This window comes from Nonomuraea sp. NPDC003754 (assembly GCF_053605785.1).
The window spans coordinates 1-14,956 of the sequence record NZ_JBSGJX010000080.1; the positions used below are offsets into that span (position 1 = coordinate 1).

The 14,956-nt window shown below is 71.2% G+C and carries 16 protein-coding genes; 6 read left to right on the forward strand and 10 right to left on the reverse strand.

All coding sequences use genetic code 11. The features are described 5' to 3' along the window. Positions 1-38 precede the first annotated feature (38 nt). Genes ACWEVS_RS44640 through ACWEVS_RS44650 form a run of 3 tightly spaced genes read right to left on the reverse strand, consistent with a single transcriptional unit; the run spans position 39 to position 1,758 of the window. Positions 39-1,121 (reverse strand): Zn-dependent alcohol dehydrogenase, encoded by a 1,083-nt coding sequence (locus ACWEVS_RS44640; RefSeq protein WP_449928427.1) that lies wholly within the window; start codon positions 1,119-1,121, stop codon positions 39-41. Positions 1,122-1,126: 5 nt separating this feature from the next. Further along, positions 1,127-1,318, reverse strand: a complete 192-nt coding sequence (locus tag ACWEVS_RS44645) for a ferredoxin (protein WP_354910008.1) — start codon at positions 1,316-1,318, stop codon at positions 1,127-1,129. After that, positions 1,315-1,758 (reverse strand): pyridoxamine 5'-phosphate oxidase family protein, encoded by a 444-nt coding sequence (locus tag ACWEVS_RS44650; RefSeq protein WP_354910005.1) that lies wholly within the window; start codon positions 1,756-1,758, stop codon positions 1,315-1,317. Before ACWEVS_RS44650 ends, ACWEVS_RS44645 begins: the two co-directional genes overlap by 4 nt. A 74-nt stretch (positions 1,759-1,832) precedes the next feature. Here ACWEVS_RS44650 and ACWEVS_RS44655 point away from each other — a divergent pair, with 74 nt between their 5' ends. Next, the gene (locus tag ACWEVS_RS44655; RefSeq protein ID WP_449928523.1) at positions 1,833-2,459 is read left to right on the forward strand and encodes a class I SAM-dependent methyltransferase; all 627 of its coding nucleotides are present in this window, start codon (positions 1,833-1,835) and stop codon (positions 2,457-2,459) included. Positions 2,460-2,600: 141 nt separating this feature from the next. Here the strand turns inward: ACWEVS_RS44655 and ACWEVS_RS44660 are convergent, their stop codons facing one another. The 4 genes from ACWEVS_RS44660 to ACWEVS_RS44675 all read right to left on the reverse strand — a co-directional run bounded on the left by ACWEVS_RS44660 (position 2,601) and on the right by ACWEVS_RS44675 (position 6,685). Then, positions 2,601-3,566, reverse strand: a complete 966-nt coding sequence (locus ACWEVS_RS44660) for a DUF1702 family protein (protein ID WP_354910003.1) — start codon at positions 3,564-3,566, stop codon at positions 2,601-2,603. A 169-nt stretch (positions 3,567-3,735) separates the two neighbouring features. Then, on the reverse strand, positions 3,736-4,761 hold the full coding sequence (locus ACWEVS_RS44665; protein ID WP_449928432.1) for a prenyltransferase: 1,026 nt from the start codon (positions 4,759-4,761) through the stop codon (positions 3,736-3,738). After that, entirely contained in the window at positions 4,758-5,465 is a 708-nt protein-coding gene (locus ACWEVS_RS44670; RefSeq protein ID WP_354909999.1) for a methyltransferase domain-containing protein, read from the reverse strand. Before ACWEVS_RS44670 ends, ACWEVS_RS44665 begins: the two co-directional genes overlap by 4 nt. Beyond that, on the reverse strand, positions 5,459-6,685 hold the full coding sequence (locus tag ACWEVS_RS44675) for a glycosyltransferase family 4 protein (RefSeq protein WP_354909997.1): 1,227 nt from the start codon (positions 6,683-6,685) through the stop codon (positions 5,459-5,461). Before ACWEVS_RS44675 ends, ACWEVS_RS44670 begins: the two co-directional genes overlap by 7 nt. A 236-nt stretch (positions 6,686-6,921) precedes the next feature. Between ACWEVS_RS44675 and ACWEVS_RS44680 the strand changes: the two genes are divergently transcribed. Continuing rightward, entirely contained in the window at positions 6,922-7,926 is a 1,005-nt protein-coding gene (locus ACWEVS_RS44680) for a GDP-mannose 4,6-dehydratase (protein ID WP_449928434.1), read from the forward strand. Between the two features lie 225 nt (positions 7,927-8,151). Next, positions 8,152-8,940: a hypothetical protein gene (locus tag ACWEVS_RS44685; RefSeq protein WP_452418782.1), complete on the forward strand. Its 789-nt coding sequence runs from the start codon at positions 8,152-8,154 to the stop codon at positions 8,938-8,940. Here the strand turns inward: ACWEVS_RS44685 and ACWEVS_RS44690 are convergent, their stop codons facing one another. After that, positions 8,941-9,351, reverse strand: coding sequence for a DUF2000 family protein (locus ACWEVS_RS44690; protein ID WP_452557132.1), 411 nt, complete (start codon positions 9,349-9,351; stop codon positions 8,941-8,943). Positions 9,352-9,438: 87 nt separating this feature from the next. Then, positions 9,439-10,599: a DUF418 domain-containing protein gene (locus ACWEVS_RS44695; protein ID WP_452557134.1), complete on the reverse strand. Its 1,161-nt coding sequence runs from the start codon at positions 10,597-10,599 to the stop codon at positions 9,439-9,441. 120 nt (positions 10,600-10,719) lie between these two features. On the opposite strand from ACWEVS_RS44695, the gene ACWEVS_RS44700 reads away from it, so the two are divergent. The 3 genes from ACWEVS_RS44700 (at position 10,720) to ACWEVS_RS44710 (ending at position 13,908) form a co-directional block, all read left to right on the forward strand. Continuing rightward, positions 10,720-12,099, forward strand: coding sequence for a sensor histidine kinase (locus tag ACWEVS_RS44700; protein ID WP_452557136.1), 1,380 nt, complete (start codon positions 10,720-10,722; stop codon positions 12,097-12,099). A 129-nt stretch (positions 12,100-12,228) separates the two neighbouring features. Next, positions 12,229-12,885: a response regulator gene (locus tag ACWEVS_RS44705; protein ID WP_449928446.1), complete on the forward strand. Its 657-nt coding sequence runs from the start codon at positions 12,229-12,231 to the stop codon at positions 12,883-12,885. Positions 12,886-13,071: 186 nt separating this feature from the next. Continuing rightward, positions 13,072-13,908 carry an AraC family transcriptional regulator gene (locus ACWEVS_RS44710; protein ID WP_452557138.1) on the forward strand — a complete coding sequence of 279 codons (837 nt, stop codon included), beginning with the start codon at positions 13,072-13,074 and terminating at the stop codon, positions 13,906-13,908. Between the two features lie 100 nt (positions 13,909-14,008). Here ACWEVS_RS44710 and ACWEVS_RS44715 read toward each other — a convergent pair. Then, positions 14,009-14,956: IS256 family transposase (locus ACWEVS_RS44715; protein WP_449931816.1), on the reverse strand; the 948-nt coding region annotated here is incomplete at its 5' end.

A 14,956-nucleotide genomic window follows, 5' to 3' on the forward strand; every position in this document is an offset into this window, starting at 1 on the left:
GGCCGTGGGGAAGGCCCCCACGGCCGCCCGCCGCCTCGCTAGTCGAACAGGACGATCTGGCGCAGCGCCTCACCGTTGCGCAACGCCGCCACCGCCTCGTTCAGGTCGGTCAGCTTGATCCGGGCGCTGATCAACGAGTCGAGGTCGAGCTGGCCCGCCTTGTACAGCTCCGCGAAGTACGGGAAGTCGTGCCTGACGTCGGCCTCGCCGTACAGCGAGGAGAGCAGGTTCTTGCCCTCGAACAGCAGGCTGAACGCCGAGATCGACACCATGTCGTCCATGGCGCCCGCGCCGACCACGATGACGTCGCCGCCCTGGCGGGTGAGCTGCCAGGCGCTCTGGATGGTGGCCGACTTGCCGACGACCTCGAAGCCGTAGTCGAAGCCCTGCCCGCCGGTGAGCTCCTGGAGCGCCCCCGGCAGGTCATCGGGGGTGACGGCGTGGGTGGCGCCGACCTTCAGCGCCAGCTCGTGCTTGGCGGCGAGCGGGTCGACGGCGAGGATGGTGCGCGCGCCCGAGATGCGGGCGCCCTGGATGACCGACAGGCCGACGCCGCCGCAGCCGATGACGGCGACGGTGGAGCCCGGCCGGACGCGCGCGGTGTTGACGGCCGCGCCGACGCCGGTGGTGATGCCGCAGCCGATGAGGGCGGCGGCCTCCCACGGCACGGCGGGGTCGACCTTGATCGCTCCCTGCCACGGGATGACGATCTCCTCCGCCCAGGTGCCGCTCCCAGCCATGCCGTACACCATCGTGTCGCCCATCCGGAAGGTGCCGGTGGTGAAGGACTCGACGACGTACTTCATGCAGAGGTACGGCTGGCCCCCCACGCACAGCGCGCACTCCTGGCAGGCGGGGCGCCAGTTGATGATGACGTGGTCGCCCGGCTGGACCGAGGTGACGTGGTCACCGACCTCCACGACCTCGCCCGCGCCCTCGTGGCCCAGGACCAGCGGCACCGGCTGCGGAAGGGCGCCGGTCATCGCCGACAGGTCCGAGTGACAGACCCCGGTGGCCTTGATCTTGACGCGCACCTGGGCCGGGCCGACGGGGGCGAGAGTGATGTCGTCGCGGATGTCGAGCTTGTCGTCTCCTACGGTGTGGAGCAGCGCTGCGCGCATGGGGGTCACTCCTCGAGTGAGAGGGCGGCTTTCGGACATGACCGCACCGCGTGGCGGACGCGGTCCAACATCTCCGGCGGCGGCTCAGGCAGCAGGATGTGCAGCTGGTCGTCGTCGTCCACCTCGAAGACCTCGGGCGCGAGCCCCATGCACACGGCGTTGGCCTCGCAGACCAGGTAATCGACTTTGATCTTCATGACAGCCTCCTGTGGTCCCATGAGACCACTCTGGTCGGCTCCACGACGAACGCGGCGCGCTTTTTCCCGGTGTGTTCCACGTACTCCCTGAGCAGTTCGTCGGGCACGCCGGGGGTCATCCGCCGGGCGATCTCCATGCCGATGTCGAGGGTCGTCTCGACCTGCTCGGCGACGCCGTACACCAGGACGCCGCGGAGCTCGGCGTAGTCGTCGCCCGACTCGATCAGGCAGCTGACCCGCGGGTCGCGTTCCAGGTTGCGGGTCTTCTGCGCCTTGCCGTAGGTCCAGAAGGCGATCCGGCCGGCGTCCAGGGCGTAGAACATGGTCACCAGGTGCGGGGTGCCGTCCGGGTTGATGGTCGCGAGCTGCAGCTTGCGCGACTCCTGGAGGAAGGCGGCGATGTCGTCGTCGGACATCGCGATGCGGGCGCGCTGGTTCACGTGCCAAGTAGAACAGGTTCCAGAATCTCGTTCAAGAGGAATGTTCGGTTCGAGTCGTGAGTAAGGTGCTCGTCATGGAGATGCCGCCCGATCTGCTGCTGGCCGCCGAGCGCGCCAAGGGGTTCATGCCCGCCGACGAGGGCATGGCGCTGTTCAGGGCCGCCCTCCGGTACGGCACGCGCGGCCCCATCTGCGAGATCGGCACCTACTGCGGCAAGTCGGCCGTCTACCTCGGCGCCGCCGCGCGCCTGACCGGCTCGGTCGTGGTGACGGTCGACCACCACAGGGGATCGGAGGAGATCCAGCCGGGCTGGGAGCACCACGATCCCACGCTCGTCGACCCGCGCTTCGGGAAGATGGACTCCCTGCCGACCTTCCGCACGACCATCGCGGAGGCGGGCCTCGAGGACGAGGTCATCGCGATCGTGGGCCGTTCGGAGCAGGTCGCGCGGCTGTGGAACACGCCGCTGGCGATGCTGTTCATCGACGGCGGCCACTCCGACGAGCCGGTGACGCGCGACTACGAGGGCTGGTCACCGCACGTGATGGTGGGCGGGGCGCTGGTCTTCCACGACATCTACCCTGATCCGGCCGACGGCGGGCAGGCGCCGTACCGGGTGTATCTGCGCGCGCTGGAGACCGGCGCCTTCGAGGAGACCTCGGTGACGGGCTCGCTCCGCGTCCTGACCCGCCTGCGCTAGCCGGCCCCGCCTTCCAACGGCTGGGCCCGCCTTCCTGCGGCCAGGCCCGCCTTCCTGCGGTCAGGCCCGCCTTCCTGCGGCCAGGGCACGCCTTCATGGAGCCGGGTCCGGTTCAGTGAGCGCGGCGCCGCCGGTAGCCCCTCACCGGTTCCTGCGGAGCCACGCGCGGCGGGTGTGGGCCTGCCAGGAGAGGAAGTCCTCGGGGCTGTGCGGGTCGTGACCGAGCTCGATCAGCGCCCGGTCCGCCCACGCGGCGGCCTGCTCGGGCTCTGCCCCCGCCATCAGCTGGACGGCGTGCTCCGCGTGGCCGGGCAGGTGCCCCTCGCGGAGCATGGCGGCCGCCGCGAGGGCCGCGCCCTGCGTCAGATGGGCCCGGAAGCCGTCGGAGGCGGCGTAGGCGGTCAGCCTGCACAGCTCGTCCAGGTCCGCGCCGCCCACGTACGTGGCCGCGAACGCCACGCCGCTCCACAGGTCCGCCCTGCGCGTCGCCGGATACTCGGCGACGCGCGCCGAGACGTCCTCCGGCGAGGCGCAGTCGTGGAACCAGAGCATGCGCCCCAGCCCCTGGTCGAACAGCGCGCGCCGGCTCCTGGTGAGCAGGCGGGGAACGGCGCGCTCACCCACCATCCGGTCGGCGCGGGCGAGCGAGCGCTGGAAACCGAACCCGTCGACCGCCAGCCAGCGCAGCAGCGGATGCGTGCCGCCGAGACCCTGGAGGGGGCGGACCCGCAGCCCCGCGTACGCCCGGCCGGCGCCGAGGTACGCGAGGTGCTGGTGCCGTATGGCGGGGCCGGCTAGTAGCTCGCGAAGGCGCCGGCCCCGGGTCATGGTGAGCAGGTCGAGGGTCGCGCACGCCGTGGCGGCGCCCGCGTACCCGAAACCGCGCTGCTCAGGGGAGAGCTCGTCGATCCTGCCCGTCTCGCGGGACAGGACCGCGTTGTAACCGAAGACGTACGACCGCTCGGAGCGCTCGATGGCCGCTCGGGCGGGCCCCGACCGCAGGCGGAAGCGGCGCCTGCCGAGGTCGGCCTCGGCAGGGTCCTTCGCCAGCAGGCGCCGGAGCCCCGACGAAGGGGAGACGGTCGGATCGGTCGTGACCTGCTCCAACAACGCAAGCGTGCCCGTGTCGCCCACTCTTCCCCCGAAGACGCATCGAACGGCCACTGACGAACCTAGTGAGCGCGTCGCGGCGTCCCTCGGCGGCGCTCCGCCCCCTGTGGCAAAGAAGCGATAAAACGGCTTGCGGGTGCCGGCGGCCGGGAAGCGCTGTGCGGGATCAGGAACGCTCGCCGTACAGGGAGGGGCTGGTCTGCCCGGAGACGGGGATGTCGCGGAACAGGCCCGCGGCCGGGGTGAACCCGGAGAGGGCGTCGGCGGCCAGGATCACGGCGGCGGCGGTGTAGCCGGAGCGTTCGTGCGGGAAGTGCTTGCGGTTCACGAACTGCCAGCCGGTCCAGTACGAGCCGTCCTCGTGACGCAGGTGCTGCATGTCGGCGAACAGGCGTCCGGCCCGCTCGCGGTCGCCGACGGCGTCGAGGGCGAGCACGAGCTCGCAGGTCTCCGCGCCCGTCACCCACGGCTGGTCGGACACGCAGCGGATGCCGAGGCCGGGCACGACGAAGGTGTCCCACTCCTTGTCGAGCAGGTCGAAGGCCAGGTCGCCGCGGACGGCGCCGCCGAGCACGGGGTAGTACCAGTCCATCGAGAAGCGGCTCTTGTCGGCGAACGCCTCGGGATGGTTCCGCAGCACGTTGGCCAGACGGTCGGCGGCCAGCTCCCAGTGGGGCTGCGGGTCGCCGAGCCGCTCGCCGAGCAGGACACCGCTGCGCAGGCCCTGGTGGATGCTGGAGCAGCCGGTCAGCAGCGCGTAGCCGGACGGGTGGCCCTCCGCGTCACGCTCCCAGACGATCTCGCCGCGCGGGGTCTGGAGGTCGACGACGTAGTCCAAGGCCTTCTTGACCATGCCCCAGCGCCCGTGCGCCGCCTCCAGGTCCTCGGTGACGAGGAGGTCGTGCCAGGCGCCGACGGCCACGTAGGCGGCGTGGTTCGTCTCGCCGCCCCGCTCGACCGCCTCGCCCGCGACCAGCTTCATCGGCCACGAGCCGTCCTCGCGCTGGTGGGCCGCCAGCCAGGCGTAGCCGCGCTCGACCTCGTCCCTGAGGCCCGCCACGGCCATGGCCATGAGGCACTCGACGTGGTTCCACGCGTCGACGTGCCCCTCGGGCCACGGCACGCCGCCGTCGCCCTCCTGGATGGCCGAGATGCTCAGCGCTGTCCGGAGGACGTGCTCGCGCGTGATCACGCAGGCTTCCTGATGTAGAGCACCACGCTCTTGCCGACGACCTGGTTCAGCACGGCCTCGGCCACTCTGGTCGTCCGCGGGCGCTTCATGATGTCCCAGACCAGGAGCTTGTGGTACGCCTTGGCCAGCGGGTGGTCGTCATTGTTCACGCCGACCGCGCACTTGATCCACCAGTACGGCGCGTGCAGGCCGTGCGCGTAGTGGTGCGGCCCCACCCTGAAGCCCGTCGCCTTCAGCTTGGCCCTCAGCTCCGCCAGCGTGTAGATCCTGATGTGCCCGCCGGGAGCCGTGTGGTAGGCCTCGCTCAGCGCCCAGCAGATCCGCTCGGGCAGGAACGCGGGCACGGTGATCGCGGCCAGCCCGCCCGGCTTGAGCACCCGCAGGATCTCCCGCATCGCGGTCGTGTCCTCGTGGATGTGCTCCAGCACCTCGGCGGCGATCACCCGGTCGAAGCTGTCGTCCTCGAACGGCATGTCGAGCGCGGTGCCCTGGACCGTCTCGCCGGTGCCCTCGGCCTCGCCGGCCTCCTCCATCGCCGCGAACATCGACTTCACGCCGTCGAGCTCGGCCTGGTCCATGTCGAACGCGACCACGTCCGCGCCCCTGCGCAGCACCTCGAAGGCGTGGCGGCCGCCGCCGCAGCCCAGGTCCAGCACCCGATGGCCCGGTCCGACGGGCAGCCGGGTGAAGTCGACGGTCAGCACTTGCCGAACTCCTCAATGGCCTCTCTGTAGGCCTCGACGGTCTTCTTGGCGACGACGTGCCAGGTGTAGCGCTCCATCACGCGGTCGTAGCCCGCCTTGCCGACCCGCTCGCGCTCCTCGGGGTCGTCGTGCAGGCGGCGCAGCACCGCGGCGAGCTCCTCGGGGTCGCCCGGCGCCACCTGCACCGCCGCGTCGCCGACCACCTCGGGCAGCGCTCCGGTACGGCTGGCGACCAGCGGGGTGGCGCAGGCCATGTGCTCGACGGCGGGCAGGGAGAAGCCCTCGTAGAGGCTCGGGACCACGGAGATCTCCGAGGTGGCGATCAGCTCGCCGAGCTCGTCGTCGGAGATGCCGTGGACGAAGCGGACCCGGTCCTGGAGCGACAGCTCCTGGACGAGCTGCTCGGTGGGGCCCCCGGGGGTCGGTTTGCTGACGACGGTGAGGTTCACGTCGCGCTCGGTGGCCAGCTTGGCGACCGCCCGCAGCAGCGTCGCGACGCCCTTCATCGGGGAGTCGGCGGAGGCCACGGCGACGATGGAGCCCTTCCTGCGCGGCTTGTCCGGCCTCGGGTGGAAGTAGCGCGTGTCCACGCCGAGCGGGATCAGGCGCATGTTGGCCTGCGGGACGTTGAAGTCGCGGTGGATGTCGGCCAGGCTCGACTCGCTGACCGTGAGGATCGGCTTCAGCCTCGGCGCCACCTTGGCCTGCATCCTGACGAACCCGTACCACCTGCGCATGGTCAGCTTCTTGGCGCCCGTGGCCGCCTCGAGCTCGATGCGCCGGTCCACGCTGATCGGGTGGTGGATGGTCCCCACGACGGGGAACAGCTTCTGGATGCCGAGCAGGCCGTACCCGAGGGTCTGGTTGTCCTGGACGACGTCGAAGTCGCCGACGCGCTTCTTGAGCTCGCGGTAGGCGCGCAGGGTGAAGGTCAGCGGCTCGGGGAAGCCGGCCGTCCACATCGTCCCGACCTCGAGCCAGTCGATCCAGTCGCGGTACTCGTGCAGCTTCGGGGTGCGGAAGGGGTCTTCGTCGCGGTAGAGGTCGAGGCTCGGGACCTTGTTGAGGATGACGCCCTCGTCCAGCTCCGGGTACGGCTGGCCGGAGAAGACCTCCACGTGGTGACCCAGTGCGACCAGTTCTCTGCTGAGGTGGCGGAGGTAGACGCCTTGACCGCCACAGGTGGGCTTACTCCGGTAGGAAAGCAGCGCAATCCGCACGGATACCCCTTTCTCCACCGGTACCGTGAAAGATGACCTTAGTCTGCGCACCTTACCATTGGGTAGGTATGCGGGACCTCTTGTGGAATTGTTCCTCGGTTGGCTTTCACGGCGCGCGAACTGGGAAGTTAGCCTGACCGAACGGCGTTCGGTGGAACGCGTTCTATGGCGGTTGCTGCTTCACCAGGGACCTGGCTGTACATTCCCGTCCCAACGACTAACGATGGAGGACCCCGTTGGCCAGGCGCGCGCTGATCACCGGCATCACCGGGCAGGACGGTTCCTACCTGGCCGAGCATCTGCTCTCCCTGGGCTACGAGGTGTGGGGGCTGGCCAGAGGACAGGCCAACCCGCGGGTGTCCCGGATGCGCAAGCTGCTGGCCGACGTCCAGGTCGTCAGGGGCGACCTGCTCGACCAGGGCTCGTTGATCTCCGCGGTGGAGAAGGTGCAGCCCGACGAGGTCTACAACCTCGGGGCGATCTCGTTCGTGCCGATGTCGTGGGAGCAGGCCGAACTGACGGCCGAGGTCACCGGCATGGGCGTGCTGCGGATGCTCGAGGCCATCAGGGTGTGCTCCTCGCGCGGCGCCTCCATCCGCTTCTACCAGGCCTCGTCCTCCGAGATGTTCGGGCAGGTCAGCGAGACGCCGCAGAACGAGCGCACCTCCTTCCACCCGCGCTCGCCGTACGGGGTGGCCAAGGCCTACGGGCACTTCCTCACCCAGAACTACCGGGAGTCCTACGGCATGTACGCCGTGTCGGGGATCCTGTTCAACCACGAGTCGCCGCGACGGGGCGCCGAGTTCGTCACGCGCAAGGTGTCGCTCGGGGTGGCCCGGATCAAGCTGGGGCTCGCCTCGGAGCTGCGGCTCGGCAACCTCGAGGCGCGGCGCGACTGGGGGTTCGCCGGCGACTACGTCAAGGCGATGCACCTCATGCTGCAGGCCGGCGCGCCCGAGGACTACGTGATCGGCACGGGACGCACGCAGTCGGTACGGGAACTCGTCGAGGCGGCGTTCAAGGCGGCCGACCTGGACTGGGAGCGGTACGTCGTGTGCGACCAGGCGCTGCACCGGCCGGCCGAGGTGGACCTGCTGTGCGCCGACCCGAAGAAGGCGCGCACCCAGCTGGGGTGGGAGCCCGTGGTGTCGTTCGAGGAACTCGTGGCGATGATGGTCGAATCGGACATCCGCCTGCTCTCCAACGGGGGCGACCCCGACCAGGACAGCTCCTGGCCCTGACCCCTGGTGCGGGTGCGGGTGCGGGCGGTAGGCGGCTCTGCACCCCTGGTGCGGGTGCGGGCGGTAGGCGGCTCTGACCCCCGGCACGGGGTGTGGACGGCTGTGACCTCGCCGGCCCCGCATGGCGGTGGCCTTGGCGCGGCGTGGCTGTGGACAGCCGCTCGCTCATCCACAGAAACCCGTTCGGTCGTCGCCGCCCGCGCCCCTCCCCAGCATGCTGTCCCAGTGCCAGCCTCCCTCCTCGACCGAGCCCGCCTGTTCACCGGCCTCGTCCCCGGCTCCACCGCGTGCCATCGCACCGCCGCCCACGTCTGGGGCCTGCACGCCCTCGACGACAGCGAGGACGAGTGGCCGGTGGAGCTCGCCGTACCGCGGGCCACGCACCTCCCGGGGTGCACCGTCCATCAGGTGAGCCTGCCGCCGGCCGACGTGACCGAGCACAGGTCCGTCCGGGTGACCACACCCGAGCGCACCGCCGTCGACTGCGCCCGGCACCTCCCGCGGCGCGACGGCGTCGCCATCGTCGACCAGTTCCTGCGCCGCGGCGTCGACCACGACGCGCTCATGCGCCGCGCCACCGGCTTCGGGCGGCTGTGGGAGACGCTCGCCATGGCCGACAGGGGCGCCGCCTCCCCCCGCGAGACGTGGCTGCGGGTCATCCTCGTCGAAGGCGGCCTGCCCAGACCCGCCACCCAGATCCGCGTCGACCTGCCGGGTGACAGGCTCGCCTACCTCGACCTCGGCTGGCCCGCGCACTTCCTCGGCGTCGAGTACGACGGGCACGAGCACCACAGCTCGCCCGCCGACCGGCGGCGCGACGCCAACCGCCGCGCCGCCCTGCGCGAGGCGGGATGGCGGGTCATCCCCGTCAGGCGCGACGTCGTCCCCGCCCGCTCCGCCGACCTCGTCGAGCAGGTCGCCAACGCCCTCATCGAATGCGGCTGGCAGCCCGCTCCGGCCGAGGTCACCCGCATCCTCGCCCGGCTGCGCACCGCCCGCCGCCGACGGTGGTGATCACGGATGCAGCGACAGCCCCTTGGTGACCTTGTCCACCGTGTTCCTGGGCCCGTAGAGCGCCAACCCCACCACCTGCAGGTCCTCGGCCGCCACCGCCCGCACCGCGGCCCTGTTGTCGTCGTCGTTGCCCGTCTTGAACAACTCCTCGGTGTAGACGGCCACCTGCATCCCCCTGGCCAGGGCGCGCTCGCGCACCCGCGCGAGGTCCTCCCTGTCGCCGGCGTAGACGAGCACCGGCTGCCTGAACATCGGCAGGTAGACGTTGCCCGACCCGTCCTCGTACGGCTGCCCGACCGTCTCGGGCTCCCCACCCGCCACAGCGCTGGAGAGGAAGGCGGTGACGTTCAGCTTCTGCCAGACAGCGAGATCCCGGCGGACCACGATGCCGATCTTCGTATCGAACCGCATGCGCCCAGCCTTCCGTTTCACGGCCCAGGCGGTCTTGAACGCTCGTGCGCACCTTGGGCTCCTCCTGCCCGCGTGTACGGCCGGCGGTCACGCTCCGCCGTCACCGGCCCGCAGGGGTGGGCGGCGGGCCCAGGTGGCCCAGCGCCAGAGCCATTCCAGCGGACCTTGGCGGTATCTCCGCAGCCAGAGCGTGGACCACAGCCACTGCACGGCGAGGATGGCGCCGGCGATCGCCACGACCATGGCCGAGGTCCAGCCGTCAGGCGAGCTGCCGATGAGACGGGCGGTCACCAGGACCAGGAGCGTGGCGGTCAGGTAGTTGGTCAGCGCCATGCGGCCCAGCGGCGCGAACACCCTCTGGAGCACCGGCCGCAGCGGCGTTCTGAGCAGGAGCAGCAGAGCGCACACGTACGCACCGGCGATCAGCAACCCGGCGAGGCCGAACCAGGGGTGCGAGTCACCAGCCGGCGTTTCGATCTGCAGCAGGACGGCGGGCACCGCCCCCGCCGTGAGGAGCAGGCCCAGCGCGGCCGGACCCCACACGGCACGCTCGATCCTGTCGATCACGCCGTACCGGGTCAGCGCCGAGCCCAGCAGGAACAACCCGGGCACCAACGGCACGCCGTTGCCGCCGAGAATCGGCGGCAACACCAGGAGGACCGCGGCGAGTCCCGCGACGGCCCAGCGCGGCAGCCAGGTCGAGGGCAGCAGCACCAGCAGGCCGACGACGGCATAGATGGTCAGGATGTCGCCCCGCCACAACACGAACATGTGCACCAGGCCGATGGCGAGCAGCGCCAAGAGGCGGCGCAGCAGGAGCACCCGCGGGTGCGGGACCTTCCGTCCCGCGGAGTCCAGCAGCAGCGAGAAGCCGACCCCGAACAGCAGGGAAAAGATCGGGAAGAAGCGCTGGTCGACGAACAGCCCCAGCCAGGCGCCGTCATCCTGACTCGCCGCCACCATGGGCTGCGTGACCGATGCGCCGTCGGCCATGTGGGCGATCGGCTTGACGTTGGCCAGCAGGATTCCGCACAGGGCGAACCCGCGGACGACGTCGAGCGCGGCGATGCGAGGGCGGGCGGCCGAGCGCGGCTCCCCATGGGCGGCGACGTGGCGACCTGCCTGCTCGGACAGCCCGGGTGGGGGAGCAGCAGTGCCGCCCGGCTCGTGGTGGCCGGGGTGCCGAAGCCGGGCGTGCTGGGGCGGGCGGAACTCTTCATCGGACGGGTGGAACTCTTCACGGGACATGAGGACACATCCTGCGGATCCGGGTCCGGGAGCGGCACGGGTCGAAAGCAGGGTTCGCGGCAGCGGGACCGTACTTTCGGCCGGTTCAGCGCAAGGGCTCGGCGGCCTAGCCTGAAGCGCGTGAACGGCCGTGATCGACTGGACGGGCGCCCCGAGGGCGAGGCCGGCGCCCGGGGTGTGGCGACGGCGGCTGAGGCCGAGGTCCGGGGCGTCGGGACGGCGGCTGAGGCCGAGGTTCGCGGTGTCGGGACGGTGGCCGAGGGCGGCATCCGAGGTGTGGGATGGCGGGCGAGGCTGAGACTCCGGGTGGGGACGGTGGCCAAGGCCGATGTCCGAGGTATGCGGGTGGCGGGCGAGGCCGGGCTCGGGGTCGTGTTCGCCGGTCTGCTGGCCTTCTGGGCCTATCGGGTCTCGGACAGTTGGGGCGGCGGCTACTGGACGTTCGGGTGCGTGGCCGGGGCGATCGTGTGCGGGCTCGCCCTGGCGCGGCGGCGCGGCCGGGCGTGGGCGGCGGTCGCCGGCCTGGCCGTCGCGGTGGCGGCCGTCCTGGCCTCCCGGTTCACCGGACTGCCTGCCGAGCCCGGCCCGGCCATGGCCCTGGCCCTGTCCGTGCTGGTCGGGTCGGCGGTCAGGACGCTTCCTGTCCTCCAGGCCTGCGCCGTCGCTGCCGGTGGGCTGGCGGTGGCCGCCAGCAGCCTGCTCAGCGCCCACGCGTCCGCCTCCCCCCTCCCGCCCGTGACGGCGCTGAACGCCGGCGCATGGCTCGCCGGGGTCGCGATCGGGCTGTGCTCACGGCTGCTGGCCGCCCGCCGCCGGGCCATGGCCGAGGACGTACGCCGCCACGAGCGCCTCCAGCTCGCCAGGGAACTGCACGACGTCGTCGCCCACCACGTCACCGGCATCGTGCTCCAGGCCCAGGCCGCCCAGGTCCTCGCCCGCAAGCAGCCGGACCGGCTGAGCGGCCCCCTGTCCGACATCGAGACCGCCGGCTCCGACGCGCTGGCCGCCACCCGCCGCCTCGTCGGCCTGCTTCGGGAGGCCGTTCCACCCACGCCGCCTCGCGAGAGCCTCGCCGACCTGGTCGAGCGCTTCGACGGACCCGACGTACGCCTGCGCCTGCCCGGCGGCGAGGACGAGCCGGCCTGGCCGCCCGAGGTGAGCAGCACCGTCTACCGGGTGGTCCAGGAGTCGTTGACGAACGTCGCCCGCCACGCCTCGCACGCCCAATGCGTCGAGGTCACTGTCGCCCGAGAGCACGACACGGTCACGGTGGAGGTCTCCGACGATGCCCCGCCCGCCCCGGAACGGCGCTACCGCCGCGGCGGATACGGACTGGTCGGCATGCGCGAACGCCTGGAGGCGCTGGGCGGCACGCTCCGCGCCGGTCCCCGCCCGGGGCAGGCCGGCTGGTCGGTGCTCGCCACCCTGCCCCTGCCCACCCGCTCGCTCACCCGCCCGCCTGCCGGAAACGTCGATGACCATCCCAAGGAGCGACCATGACCATCCCGGAAGGGCTGATGACGGTCGGGGAGCGGGCGCTTGTGACGTTCGTGGATGGGCTGGTGAGGGTGGGGTGGGGGTGCCCGTGACGATCCTGGAGGGGCCGATGACGACCGGGCGAGGGGGCCCATGACGATCAGTGTCCTGCTGGCCGATGATCAGGCGATGGTGCGCGCCAGCCTGCGCGTCATTCTCGAGGACCAGCCCGGTATCGAGGTCGTCGCCGAGGCCGCCGACGGCGACGAGGCGGTCGTCCTGGCCCGGCGGCTGCGCCCGGACGTGTGCCTGGTCGACATCCAGATGCCCCGCCTCAACGGCATCGAGGTCACCCGCGCTCTGGCCGGGCCCGGCGTGTCCGACCCGCTGCGGGTCGTCGTGGTCACCACGTTCGACCTCGACGAGTACGTCTACGGCGCGCTCCGCGGCGGCGCCGTCGGCTTCGTGCTCAAGGACGCCGGACCGGACCTGCTGGTGGAGGCCGTCCGGGCGGCGCATGCCGGGGACGCGCTCATCTCCCCGTCGATCACCCTGCGGTTGTTGCGTCACGTGACGTCCTCCGGGGCCCCTGCCGCCCGCCGTTCCGCGCAGCCGCTGTCGGAACGGGAGACCGAGATCGTCAGGGCGATCGCCAGAGGCCGCACCAACCAGGAGATCGCCGCCGAACTGTTCATCTCGCTCAGCACGGTCAAAGGCCACGTCTCCGCCGTCCTGACCAAGCTCGGCGTCCGCAACCGGGTCGAGATCGTCTCCTGGGCCTGGGAAAGCGGCCTGATGGGCGGCTGGTAGCAGCCCACCCACCTGATGGCCCCGGAGCCCCACGGCTCAGACGCGGGGTGCGTAGTCGTGGAGCGAGCTCGCCGACGGTCTGCTCTGGCCTGCCGATGAGTACGCCCGCGACCAGGACAGCCAGCAGGCACCCCCGCCCCGACGACACGATGCGACGGACACAGATGCGGCGGACACAATGGGAAGGTGACGCGTGACTGGTCCCGCTACTGGCGCTCTCCCGACAGGCCGCTGGAGGCGATGCACGCCCACTTCGAGCAGCACGTCTACCACCGCCACAGCCACGACACCTACTCCTTCGGCGTCACCGAGATCGGCGCGCAGGCCTTCACGTGCAGGGGCTCGGCCCACACCAGTGCCACCGGCATGGTCATGGCGTTCAACCCCGACGACCCCCACGACGGCCACGCCGCGGACCGGTTCGGGTTCACCTACCGGATCATCCACATCGGCCCCGAGGTGGTCGCCGACGCCCTGGAGGACAGCACGGGCAGCCGCATGGGCCTGCCCCTGTTCACGGCACCCGTCCTGGAAGACCCCGTGCTTGCCCACACGTTGCACGCCCTCCACCGCGCACTCCTCGGTGGCGCCTCCACCCTGCGCCGCGACGAACTGCTCAGGGCCACGGTCGCCGCGATGGTCCGCCGCGGCAGCACCACCGGGGACCTGCCCAGCGGCACACCGCTGACCGGCGCCCAGCTCATCGCCGAACGCGTGCGCCGCCGCCTCGACGACTCGCCGCTGGACGATCTCACCGCCGCCGACCTCGCCCAGGCCGCAGGGTGCAGCCGTTTCACGGTCTACCGGGCCTTCCAGTCGGCGTACGGCTTCGCGCCGAGCGACTACCAGCGCCAGCTCAGGCTCAGGCTCGCCCGGCGCCTCATCGCCCGCGGGCTTCCCCTCGCCGAGGTGGCCACCCAGTCGGGGTTCGCCGACCAGAGCCACCTGACCCGCTGGTTCACCCGCACCTACGGCGTCACCCCCGGCATCTACCGTCAGGCAGGCCTTCTTCCCAGGAGATGACACACCGTACGACGGCTCGCCGGCTCCCGCGGACACCGAGGCGGTCACGTCCACGGACGTGGTGTATGAATCGATCTTCGCGTGATCCTGTTTCTGCAGGTTAAGCGGTAAGTGTCTGCGGGAGTGGGTTCTGGGCTGGTGTGTCGCCGGGGATCACCCGAACGCGGGCTTTGGCCAGGATGTCCAGGCCCATGTAGCGGCGGGCTTCGACCCACTCGTCGGTCTGCTCGGCCAGCACGGCCCCGACCAGCCGGATGATCGCTGCTCGGTCGGGGAAGATGCCGACCACGTCGGTGCGGCGGCGGATCTCCTTGTTCAGCCGCTCCTGCGGGTTGTTGGACCAGATCTGCGGCCAGATCTCCCGAGGGAAGGCGGCGAAGGCGATCAGGTCTTCCCGGGCGGCGTCCAGATGCTCGGCCGCGGCCGGGTGCTTGGCCTCGAGCGTTTGCACCACCCAGGCGTGCTGAGCGCGCACCGAGGCGGCGTCGGGCTGGTCGAACAGGGTGCGCACCAGGGTGGCCACGAACGGCTGCGCGGACTTGTTCACGCGGGTCAGCAGGTTGCGCAGGTAGTGGCTGCGACACCGTTGCCAGGTCGCACCCGCCAAGGTGGCACCGATCGCGGCGACCAACCCGGCGTGGCAGTCGGAGATGACCAACTGCACCCCGGACAGGCCGCGAGCCACCAGGCCGCGCAGGAAGGCCAGCCAGCCCGCGCCGTCCTCAGCGCTGGTGACCTCCAGGCCGAGGATCTCGCGGCGGCCATCGGCGTTGACCGCGGTCGCGACCAGAACGTGCACGTTGATGATCCGGCCGCCTTCGCGCACCTTCTGCGTCAACGCATCCAGCCAGACGAAGGTGTAGGGGCCGGCGTCCAAAGCGCGGGTGCGGAAGGCCTCGACCTGCTCATCCAACGTCTTGGCCATCTCAGAGACCTGGCTTTTGGAGATGTGCTTGATCCCAAGTTGTTCGATGAGCTTGTCGACGCGTCGGGTGGAGACGCCGAGCAGGTAGCTGGTGGCCACCACGCTGATGAGCGCCTGCTCGGC